This is a genomic window from Mycobacterium sp., from assembly GCF_032161845.1.
Taxonomy (GTDB): Bacteria; Actinomycetota; Actinomycetes; order Mycobacteriales; family Mycobacteriaceae; genus Mycobacterium.
On record NZ_JAVRQA010000480.1, the window covers coordinates 1 to 10,096 of the forward strand.

General features: G+C 66.1%; 11 protein-coding genes. 8 read left to right on the forward strand and 3 right to left on the reverse strand.

Going from position 1 to position 10,096, the window contains the following annotated elements; all coding sequences use genetic code 11:
• The 5 genes from QOD90_RS26070 to QOD90_RS26090 all read left to right on the forward strand — a co-directional run.
• Positions 1-470 (forward strand): ATP-binding cassette domain-containing protein (locus QOD90_RS26070; RefSeq protein WP_526354531.1); only part of this gene is annotated, 470 nt, incomplete at its 5' end.
• Positions 471-1,706, forward strand: a complete 1,236-nt coding sequence (gene mmsB, locus QOD90_RS26075; protein ID WP_526354533.1) for a multiple monosaccharide ABC transporter permease — start codon at positions 471-473, stop codon at positions 1,704-1,706.
• Position 1,707: 1 nt separating this feature from the next.
• A complete protein-coding gene (locus QOD90_RS26080) occupies positions 1,708-1,905 on the forward strand; it encodes a hypothetical protein (protein WP_526354535.1) in 198 nt (65 codons plus the stop codon).
• A gap of 45 nt (positions 1,906-1,950) precedes the next feature.
• Positions 1,951-2,409 carry a flavodoxin family protein gene (locus tag QOD90_RS26085; protein WP_526354537.1) on the forward strand — a complete coding sequence of 153 codons (459 nt, stop codon included), beginning with the start codon at positions 1,951-1,953 and terminating at the stop codon, positions 2,407-2,409.
• A 111-nt stretch (positions 2,410-2,520) separates the two neighbouring features.
• Positions 2,521-4,875, forward strand: coding sequence for a CocE/NonD family hydrolase (locus tag QOD90_RS26090; RefSeq protein ID WP_526354538.1), 2,355 nt, complete (start codon positions 2,521-2,523; stop codon positions 4,873-4,875).
• Here the strand turns inward: QOD90_RS26090 and QOD90_RS26095 are convergent.
• Complete coding sequence (locus QOD90_RS26095) at positions 4,872-5,888, reverse strand: peptidoglycan-binding domain-containing protein (RefSeq protein ID WP_526354539.1); 1,017 nt, start codon at positions 5,886-5,888, stop codon at positions 4,872-4,874. The two genes, QOD90_RS26090 and QOD90_RS26095, sit on opposite strands and share 4 nt — an antisense overlap.
• A gap of 283 nt (positions 5,889-6,171) precedes the next feature.
• Here QOD90_RS26095 and QOD90_RS26100 point away from each other — a divergent pair, with 283 nt between their 5' ends.
• Complete coding sequence (locus QOD90_RS26100; RefSeq protein ID WP_526354545.1) at positions 6,172-6,690, forward strand: maleylpyruvate isomerase family mycothiol-dependent enzyme; 519 nt, start codon at positions 6,172-6,174, stop codon at positions 6,688-6,690.
• A 21-nt stretch (positions 6,691-6,711) separates the two neighbouring features.
• On the opposite strand, the gene QOD90_RS26105 is transcribed toward QOD90_RS26100, so the two are convergent.
• Positions 6,712-7,482, reverse strand: a complete 771-nt coding sequence (locus QOD90_RS26105; RefSeq protein WP_526354540.1) for an alpha/beta fold hydrolase — start codon at positions 7,480-7,482, stop codon at positions 6,712-6,714.
• A 169-nt stretch (positions 7,483-7,651) separates the two neighbouring features.
• On the opposite strand from QOD90_RS26105, the gene QOD90_RS26110 reads away from it, so the two are divergent.
• On the forward strand, positions 7,652-8,683 hold the full coding sequence (locus QOD90_RS26110) for a fused (3R)-hydroxyacyl-ACP dehydratase subunits HadA/HadB (RefSeq protein ID WP_526354541.1): 1,032 nt from the start codon (positions 7,652-7,654) through the stop codon (positions 8,681-8,683).
• A gap of 108 nt (positions 8,684-8,791) precedes the next feature.
• Positions 8,792-9,298 (forward strand): YceI family protein, encoded by a 507-nt coding sequence (locus tag QOD90_RS26115; RefSeq protein WP_526354542.1) that lies wholly within the window; start codon positions 8,792-8,794, stop codon positions 9,296-9,298.
• Between the two features lie 21 nt (positions 9,299-9,319).
• Here QOD90_RS26115 and QOD90_RS26120 read toward each other — a convergent pair.
• A partial coding sequence (locus QOD90_RS26120; RefSeq protein WP_526354543.1) for a GAP family protein occupies positions 9,320-10,096 on the reverse strand: 777 nt, incomplete at its 5' end.

Sequence of the window (10,096 nt, forward strand, 5' to 3'; positions counted from 1 at the left end):
GGCTCAACCTGATGGACGACATCGCACGCAGCGTGACGCTGGCGTCGCTGTCGAAGGTGAGCAGGGCCTCGGTCATCAACGAGCACGAGGAGACGGTGGTCGCCGAGCGCTTCCGCAAGGACATGCGAATCAAGGCGCCCTCGGTCAAGGCGATCGCGGGCAACCTGTCGGGCGGCAATCAGCAGAAGGTGGTGCTGAGCAAGTGGATCTTCGCCGACCCGGACGTGCTGATCCTCGACGAGCCGACCCGCGGGATCGACGTCGGCGCCAAGTACGAGATCTACACGATCATCAATGCCCTTGCCGCAGAAGGCAAGGCGGTAATCGTGATCTCATCCGAGCTACCCGAGTTGATCGGCTTGTGCGACCGCATCTACACCCTCAACGAGGGTCGTCTCACCGGTGAAGTAGCCCGGGCGGACGCCAAGCAGGAGACATTGATGCGCTACATGATGAAGGGACGCAGCTAGATGACCACCACTCCGACGGTGAACACAGCCTCGAGTGCACCTGCGCCTGCGCCGCCACCCCGCTCCCCGGGCGGGTGGCTGAAGAAGGCGATGCAGGGCAACTTCCGCCAGTACGGCATGGTCGCCGCGCTCGCGGTGATCGTGATCCTGTTTCAGATCTGGACGGGCGGCATTCTGCTCAAGCCGCTGAACGTCACCAACATCGTTCAGCAGAACGGCTACATCCTGATCCTGGCGATCGGGATGGTCATCGTCATCATCTCCGGTCACATCGATTTGTCCGTCGGCTCGATCGCGGGCTTCATCGGAGCGATGTCCGCGGTCCTGATGATCCACAACCACATGCCGTGGCCGGTCGCGGTCGTCGTCTGCCTACTGATGGGCGCGGCGATCGGTGCGTGGCAAGGCTTCTGGATCGCCTATGTCGGCATTCCGTCGTTCATCGTGACCCTCGCGGGGATGTTGGTGTTCCGTGGCGCGACGCAATATCTGCTCGAGGGTCAGTCGATCGCGCCGTTCCCCCGCAGCTTCGGACAGGTCAGCAGCGGATTCCTGCCCGAGATGGGTGCCAACAGCCTCTACCACTGGCCCACCGTCATCCTCGGCGTGGTCGTCATGTTCGCGGCCGTGCTGCAGCAGGTACGGCAACGAAGGGCGCAGTCCCACTACGGCTTCGACGTCTCCGCACCCAGTTTGTTCCTCGCCAAGAACGTCGGCATCGTCGCCGCACTCGCCGCCTTCACGATGCTGCTCGCCAGCTACCGCGGCGTGCCCGTCGTCGGCATCATCCTGGCGGTGATGTTCGTCGTCTACGCGTTCGTCATGCGAAGCACGGTCTTCGGGCGGCAGGTCTACGCGGTTGGCGGCAACGGTGCGGCGGCGGCGCTGTCCGGAGTGAAGACCAAGCGCGTCACCTTCCTGGTGTTCGTCAACATGGGTCTGCTGTCGGCTCTGGCCGGCCTGCTCTTCGCCGCCCGACTCAACTCCGCGACGCCACAGGCCGGAATCGGAATGGAGTTGGAGGCCATCGCCGCGGCCTTCATCGGCGGCGCGTCCGCCAGCGGTGGCGTCGGGACGGTGTTCGGCGCCATCATCGGCGGGTTCGTCCTTGGCGTGCTGAACAACGGAATGTCGCTCATCGGCATCGGCAGCGACGTGCAGCAGGTGATCAAGGGCTTGGTCCTGCTTGCCGCCGTCGGCTTCGACATCTACAACAAGAAGAAGGGCGGGTCCTGAGATGGCCAATGGCGGCATCGCGGATCGCTTCGCGCGCGACATCGTCACCTTCATGCGCAATTGGGCACCGTACGGTGGGCCTCCCGCCGACGAGGTGCTCGAAGAGTTCGGCTTGACTCGCGACCAGCTCGTCCAGCGCTATCGGGAGATCGTCGCGGCGGAGATCGCTCGCAGGACGCACCGCCCCCTCGCCGAGTGACGTTGGGCCGTCGAATGATTGCGTGGCCATGCGAGGATGCCTGGCATGACGACCCTCGTGATCAACTCGTCCAGGTCACCACACGGCAACACCCGACGCGTCGCCGAGGTCATCGGCGCAGTTCTCGAGGCGCAGGTGCTCACCCCGGCCCAGGTGACCCCCGACGCCCTGCGCGACGTTCAGCGGATCGGCTTCGGCTCGGGCATCTATTGGATGGGCTTCGACACCCAACTCGTTGACCTGGTCCATCGCCTTCCGGACATGGCGGGCCATGACGCCTTCGTCTTCGCGACGAGCGGGCTGCCGGAGCCGCCATTCCGTCGCTACACCAGAACCCTCGGGCACCTGCTGGAGCACAAGGGATTTCGTGTCATCGGCACCTTCACCTGCCGAGGCATCGACACGGTGGGCCCGCTGCGACTCCTGGGCGGAGTCAACAAGACCCACCCAACCGACGGTGACCTCGCGGCCGCCAGAACGTTCGCGACGCAGTTGACTCATTGACCAGAACCCTCGATCTGATCCGACGAATTGACCTTTTCCGCCGGGAGTCCGCCGCTAGAGTTCGATCCGCTGAACCGCACCAACCGACGTTGCGATGGGAGTCAGGTCGACATGGGGGAAGCTGCCTTCGTAGGTCGAATCGGCGGGTTGGCTGCGGCGCTCGGGATCGGGGCTGCGGTCCTGTACGGGGGGTGCGGGGTCGCCTCGGCCGACACGACGGCTCAGTCCGGTGCAGCGCCATCGTCGAGCACGACGTCTCCTGCGGGTGACGCGCCAGGTACCACCACACCGGCGGCCACCACAACGGACACCACGGTCGGCCCCGGCACGGCGCACACCGGCTCGCACCCCACGGCGAAACAGAACAAGGGCGCTCCCTCGGAGTCCGGACGACACGGTAAACCGGCGAAGACCACTGCCTCCTCGGCGACCGCAGGCACCGGCGGCGAACCGAGCGGATCGACGACTGCGAAAGGCGCCGATTCACAGCCTGATTCGGCGACGCCTCCCGAACCTTCGACGCCCGGGGAGACGGCCGTCGCCGGGTCGGACACCAGCGCCAAGGACGCCGTCGTCTCGGTGAGCGCGGCGGTCCTCAGCCCGGCGAAATCTCTCCCCGGCGGAACCCCACCGACCCCGCCGACCCCGGTTACCCCGCCGGATTCCCCCGCGACGTGGACGGCGGCGGCCGCGGCGCGGAAGGAATCCCTGGTCCCGCAGACACCGAATGCGGGTAACCCGGAGAGCGCCGCACTCGATGCCGGCGCCGCCACGGTCAAGCTCGCCGCGGCCGTCACCCAGGACCCACCCCCGGTGGTCGCCGTCATCCAGACGCCACCGTTGGAGTGGCTGCAGCAGATCCCAATCTTCGGGCCGGTGTTCGTCACCCCGATCGTCGCCGCCATCCACCAGATTCCCATCCTCGGCGACGTCATCCACCCGTTCATCGGATACCCGGTGCAGCCGGGAACGCCTGGTGCGCCGGTCTCCCGCGACGTGATGCTGACCTCGTTCGACGGCACCCAGATCTACGTCCACTTCATGCCGGCGAGCGGTCTGCAGGCGGGCCAGAAGGCCACCACGATCCTGAACGGCCCTGGTCTCGGAATGCCTGGCGCGACGAACCTCGACGGCACCTTGCTCGACGGCATCATCACCGACAACCTCGGGGCGGTGGGAGTGGGCACCCTGCGCACCGCCGGCTACAACGTCGTGACGTGGGACCCACGCGGCGAATACCGCTCGGGCGGAGTGCTCGAACTCGACTCCCCGGACTTCGAGGCCCGCGACACCTCGGCCATCATCAGCTGGGTGGCCACCCAACCGGAGGTCCAGCTCGACTCTCCCGGTGATCCGCGGATGGGAATGGTCGGTGCGTCCTACGGAGGTGGCATCCAGTTGGTGACCGCGGCCGCCGACCACCGGATCGACGCGATCGTGCCGACCATCGCCTGGAACACTCTCAACACCTCGCTCTACAAGAGCGACGCCTTCAAGAGCGGCTGGGGAACGCTGCTCACCGCAGCCCTGCTGCTGACCGGCGCCCGCCCCAATCCCGAGGTCTATCCGGCGTCCGTCTCCGGGGCACTGACGGGTTCCCTGACCCAGGCGCAGCAGGACCTGCTGGCTGAGCGCGGGCCCGGCGCACTGATCAAGGACATCACGGCACCGACCCTGTTGATCCAGGGCACCGTCGACACCCTCTTCTCACTGCAGGAGGCCGACGCAAACGCGTTGGCACTGATGGCCGCCCACGTGCCAACGAAGGTGCTTTGGTTCTGTGGCGGCCACGGCGTCTGCAGCAACAATCTGCTCGATCCCACCGACGGCCAGGTGATCACCGAGGAGACGCTCGCTTGGCTGGCTCACTACGTCAAGGGTCAGCAAGACGTGTCGACCGGCCCGCAGTTCGAGTGGGTCGATCAACGGGGACAGTACTATTCGTCAACTACCTACCCGGCAACCGCCGGGGTGTCGATCGTCGCCGCCAGCAGTCAGCCAGCGGTGCTGCCCCTGCTCCCCGTCCTCGGCGGGTCGGGACCACTGCTGTTCGTGTTGCCCATCGGCGGGACGAAGGCCGCCAACGCGGTGAACCTGACCATCCCGGCGGCGACGGGCACCACATACGTGGTGGGCTCTCCGAAACTGACGATGACCTACTCCGGCACGGGCTCGAGCACGCACGTCTACGCGCAACTGGTCGACGACTCGACCGGCGCGGTGCTCGGCAATCAGGTGACGCCCATCCCGGTGACGCTGGACGGCCAGAGCCGAACCATCACCATCCCGCTGGAGCAGGTGGCGCAGACGTTGAGCCAAGGGCAGACGCTGACCCTGCAGATCGTCGCGTCGACGTTCAACTACGAGAACCTTGGCGCGTTCGGTGTACTCAACGTGTCCAACCTGCAGGTGTCACTGCCGACCATCACGAACGCCGTGGCCGTCGACACGTCGCAGCTGGTCTAGGTGGGCGCTGCGACGCCGGACGTGATGATCTGGATCGCCCGCTCGACTGCGGTGGTTCCGTTGAAGTCCAGCCAGTCCTGGTAGTGGACGTGGGGATTGCGGACCAGGAAGTCACTGACGACGATTGCCGTCCTGACCACCTTCGCGAAGGTCTCCGGCGTGTTGGTCAGGTCGAGCAAGTCGAGGAACTCGTTGGTCTGGATGAGACTCAGGATCTTCAACGCGAATGGCAGATCGAGTTCCAGCGCGGTGAGTGCCTCGTACCCTAGGTGCAACAGCGTGTCGTCCGTCGCCGTGGCGTACATGTCGCCATCCAGGACGAAGTCGTATGTGCGAGAACGAAACTCGTTGGGTGTGTAGATGCGTGAGATTCCCGATCCTGGCGGGTCGTTGCCCAGCAGCGTCGGCCCTGGCGGACGGCAGGGGCTGCCGAACGTCACTACTTGAACCAGGTCGCCCGCACGATGCGCAAGCGGTTGGCCGGGCAGCATCAGGCGCAGCGTCCGCACCACCACCTCGGCACCCTGGCTGTAACCGGCCAAGTAGAACTTGCCGGCGTTCATCAAGATCAGCCGGAGGAGTTCTGCAACCCCCAGTGCGACCGACTCGTTGTAGCTCGTGAAGGGATTTGGATACAAGAAGCCGGCCGCGGGATATCCAACCGGCTGGTTGCGCACCAGCCCCAGCTGTTCCAGCCGCCATCCGACATCGAACGGCGGCCCTTGGAACGGGGTGGCCCACGTGCCCGAGGCGCCGTAGAAGAACGGGCGGTCCGTCGGCAGTGGCGGTGGTTGCTCGAAGTTCAGGCCCAGCCGCCCCAGCGTCTGTGGACCGGCGATGCCGTCGACCGTCAGGCCAGCCCGGCGCTGAAACGCCCTGACGACGGCCGTCGTTGCCGCTCCGTAGATCCCATCGACCACCAGGTTGGAGTAGAGCGGATAGTCCCGATTCAGCCTGGCTTGGAGGAGGCGGATCAAGTCATTGCTGCCGCCGGGTCGCAAAACGATGGCCATCACGAACTCCTTGCTCTCGATGCCCGTCCCGCCGATGCTACGCCGAAAGTCACTCAGCGCTAAGGGCTTTCGTTAATATGCTGACGGAGCAACTCGCCTTGGGTTCGCCTGTCCAGCGAGGGCTGGGTTCGGTCAGTGGGTCGACGATCGCGGCAAGTAGCTGGCGCCTCCTGCGGCGAACCGGCCGTTACCCGGCGATGAATTCCCATGCCGCCACCGGTCTTAGTTGGCAGGGGCGTCAGGACCCAACGAAGGAGTAGCCGTGCCGAACGATGTCTGGCCAATGGTGCACGCCGAGCGTGCGGCCTTGATCGACGACCTCCAAGACCTCGATGCCGCGCAGTGGCGTCGGCGGTCGCTCTGCGACGGGTGGACCGTCCACGACGTCGTCGCCCACCTCGTCGACACGGCCATGACGACCCGGCTCGGTTTCGTGGCCGACATGGTGCGGGCGAGGTTCGACTTCGATCGGCAGAACGCCCGCGGTGTGCAACGCCGACGTGGTGCGTCGCCGCAAGAGACGTTGGATCGGCTTCGTCAGGTCGCCTCGCGGACGTCGACCCCGCCTGCGGCCGTCGTCAGATCACTCCGCCAACAGGCTCGAACGTCAACGGCTTTCGGCGGAGCCAAGGAACTCATCTCCGGTGTCGGCATCTCGGCGACGGACGTCGAGCTGTCCATCGGCGATGGCCCCGAAGTTCGCGGACCTGCGCTCGCGCTGCTTCTGGTGCTCTCCGGGCGGTTGGAGGCACTGGAGCAACTCGAGGGGCCTGGCGTCGCCACGCTGACGGCGACGAGCTAGTTGAGTCGGTCCGCATCTCGCTCAGGTGGCAGGCGAATCGCCTTCGCCGAGGAACCGGTAGATGAGGCCCAGACACGATTGCGCCAACGCAGCGTCAACCTCGCCGGCGTCCGCGGCACCCAGGTAGTCGCCGTGGCCAGCCGGTAACACCAGCGCTCGACCGTGGGGCGCGAGCCGCGCCATCTGGACCGTGTGTTCGGGCCGGACGACGTCGTGGTCACCGCTGATGAAGAGGGCGGGCGCGTCCAACGACGCCAGCTCCTGGTCGTCCCAATCCTGGAAGTCCCGCATCAACGAGACGTCCAGCTGGAACATGGCAAACAGATCGGCGGGGTCCGGATTGATCGCCGCGTAGGCCTGTCTGAGGACGGCTGGCATGGCGTCGAGCTGGGGATCGTCGAAGTTGTCCCAGAATCCGTCGATCATTCCGTCCCGCCGATAGAAGCCGGACGCGGCGACGACGCGCCGGGTCAGGTCCGCGTGTCGAAGCGCGAACCGTACTGCGGTGGGCCCGCCGTTGCTGAAACCCATGATGTCGACCCGGTCGATTCCCAGCTCGCGGATCAGCGCCGCGATGTCGTCGGCCGAGTTCTCGAAGGTGTAGGCGCGAGGCGCGTGACGGGTGTGCCCGTGACCCTGCAACTCGACGCCGATCACGGTTCGGTCGCCCGCGAACGTCGGTATCGCACGACCCCAATTCGTGCCGATCGTCCCGGCGCCGCCATGAACGAGCAGTAGTGGCGTCTGCCGACCACGGCCGAAGATCTCGTGATGGAGCTCAATCGTGCTCACGGTTCCTCCTGCTGAGCATCGTGGCGATCCGTTCGCCATCCCGGTTTGGACCCCGTCGGCGACGAAAACTCATCAGGCGAGCCCAGCGGTGTCCATCGCCGCGGTGTCCGCACGTTAGTGTCCTGTGTCGGCCCCAGTGAACGAGCAGATAGAAGAGTTGGACGCATTCATGACCGCAGCAGGAGAACCGTCGGCGCTCGAAGCTCGGGTCGGCCACTACTACCGGATCGACGACGCGTACCTGGTCGGCCGCGAGAAGGTACGCGAGTTCGCCCGCGCCGTGCAGAACTATCACCCCGCGCACTGGGATTGCGCCGCCGCGACCGAGCTGGGGTATTCGGATCTGGTGGCCCCGCTGACGTTCACGTCGGCCCCGGCCATGGCCTGCAATCGCCGGATGTTCGAATCCGTGGTCATCGGCTATGACATGTACCTGCAGACCGAAGAAGTCTTCGAGCAGCACCGCCCGATCGTCGCCGGCGACGAACTGCACACCGACGTCGAACTGTCATCGGTGCGCAGGATCGCAGGCAGGGACCTGATCACCGTGACCAACACCTTCACCGACGCTGCCGGCGAGCGGGTCCACACCCTGCACACCACCGTCGTTGGCGTCACCGCCGAGGACGTCGATCCGGCGATCAGGACCGCCGTGCAGACGGTGATGATGCACGACGTGGACCTCCTCGGAGTCGACCACTCCGAGGAGGGCTACCTCAAGACGGTGCGGCCGGCGGGCGAGACGCGGATCGCCGAGGGCGGCACGACCCGCACGCCGGGGACGCCGTCCTTCGACGAGGTGAGGGTCGGCGACGAGCTACCGGTGCACCACGCCCGGCTGTCCCGCGGCGACCTGGTGAACTACGCCGGCGTGTCCGGCGACGCCAACCCACTTCACTGGGACGAGAACATCGCCAAGCTGGCCGGTCAGCCCGACGTGATCGCCCACGGAATGCTCACCATGGGTTTGGGGGCCGGATTCGCCTCAGCCTGGTCGGGTGACCCCGGTGCGGTGACCCGCTACGCGATACGGCTGTCGCAGCCCGCGATCGTGTCGGCCACCGACGGCGCGGACATCGAGTACAGCGGTCGGATCAAGTCCCTGGACCCGGCGACCCGCACCGGTGTCGTCATCGTCGCCGCGAAGTCAGCTGGCCGGAAGATCTTCGGCCTGGCGACATTGGACGTCCGCTTCCGCTGAGCTGGTGGTTGGCGGTCAGCGCGGTTGCTCACTGTGACGCGCTACCGTCACAATCATGTCGCTGGGCAAGACTGCCGCGACCCGTGCTTGATCAAGAAGGGATGGACTGTGGCGAACAGTGAGAACAGTGAATTGAGCGCAGGCCGGTGGGTCTTGGATGCCAACGTGACGTCAATCGGCTTTCAGGCCAAGGCGGTTCTCGGCATGAAGGTGAACGGCCGTTTCGAGCGGTACGAATCGGCCATCACGGTAGGTCCCTCGGTGGCCGAATCCGAGGTCTCGGTCATCATCTGGACCGACAGCGTGACCACCGGCATCAAGATGCGCGACGAGCACCTCAGGGCAGACAACGTGTTTGCGGCAGAACGGTTTCCAACGATGGAGTTCCGCAGCACCGCGCTCAGCGAAACACCCACCGGGCTCGACGTCACCGGAGTCCTGCGTGTTCGCGACGTCAGCGAGTCGGTCACCTTCCACGCGACACGGTCGACCGCAGCGGGTCCACCCCGCTACACCGCCACGGTGGTCGTGTCACCCAAGGAGTATGGGGTCACCCGACTGGGCACCACGAAGCCCGTCAAGGTCATCCTGGATGTGGCCCTGAAGCGGGCTTGACGGGAGCCGAGGCCGGACCGGTTACGAGAGGCCGGTCCCCTGGGCCACGAACGCCAACCCCACCAGGGCCAGGATGGCCACCACGATCTGGCTGCGGCGGCCACCCACCCAGTCGTGCACCCGCCGTAGCGCCGCTTGAGTTCTGTTCGGCGCCACCACATTGCTGATGAGCACGACCTCGACGACCGCGAGGCTCACGACGATGAACGCGACGGCGGCGCCGATCTGCGCGCCGATGACGGCTCCCGAGGACAGGATCGCGGCGAGCGAGAACACGACGAGGGAGGGGTTCGGCCCCGCCCAGAACCCGATCGCCAACGCCACCCAGAGGGCCCCGCCCTCCCACGCCCGGTGCGCGCGCCCCAGCAGTCGTTGGAATACTGATCCACCCTCGGCCGGCGCCTCCTGGCCGCGCTTCAGCAGCCGGGAAACGGGCGACGATGCATCCGATTCCGGCTGTGCCCTTCGGCGCGTCACCAGGCGCACCGCCATCAGCGCGGCGATCGCCAAAACCACAGCGCCCAAGACCACTTGGACGTGACGCACGGTAGAACTCGCCGTGGTGTTGGGTTTCGCCAGGTCGTGCACGAAGGACGAGAACAACGGCGTGTAGTGCAGCACCAAGAGCGGCACCAGCAGCAGGACGAAGCTCGCGCTCACGCAGCCAATCCAGTACACCAGCAGATTCTGCGCCGGGCGCGGCCGGGAGACGAGCAGGAGGTTGACACCGAGACGCACCGGGTCGAGTGCAATCGGGAGTGCCAGCACCAGCACCGAACTCCACATCGGCGACAAATT